1 protein-coding gene is annotated in these 400 nt (G+C 67.2%); it reads right to left on the bottom strand.

Features of this window, described 5'->3' with window-relative positions; all coding sequences use genetic code 11:
- A partial coding sequence (locus KHA85_RS17130) for a class I SAM-dependent methyltransferase (RefSeq protein WP_213186709.1) occupies positions 1–334 on the bottom strand: 334 nt, incomplete at its 3' end.
- Positions 335–400: the final 66 nt, after the last annotated feature.

A 400-nucleotide genomic window follows, 5' to 3' on the forward strand; every position in this document is an offset into this window, starting at 1 on the left:
CCCTGGTGTCCAGTCCGGACGCCAGGATGACGGCCTGCCGGATGCCCGAGCCCGTCGCCTGCAGGAAGAAGTCGTCGAAAAACCGGGTGCGCACCGTGATCTGTTCCTTGACGGCCTGGCGGTTCAGCAGCGGATCGTCGCTGCGGTCGAGCGGGCTGTCGAGGAGCTTGATGAAGGCCTCGGTGCCGACGGCGCGCACGAGCGGGTCGGCCCAGGGGTCGTTCAGCAGGGCGTCCGGGCCTTGGGAGGCGATCGCGCGCTGTGCGGCGACCGCTGTCGCGGTGGCTCCGACGCTGGACGCCAGATCCCACGTGTCGTTCTCGGTGCGGGCCACGCCAATCTCCTCTCGGCCACGAACGCCTGATTAGTTAGCTTATGTAAGTGACGACTCGACTGTACC

It is taken from the genome of Dietzia massiliensis, from assembly GCF_018390595.1.
In the GTDB taxonomy this organism is placed as follows: domain Bacteria; phylum Actinomycetota; class Actinomycetes; order Mycobacteriales; family Mycobacteriaceae; genus Dietzia; species Dietzia massiliensis.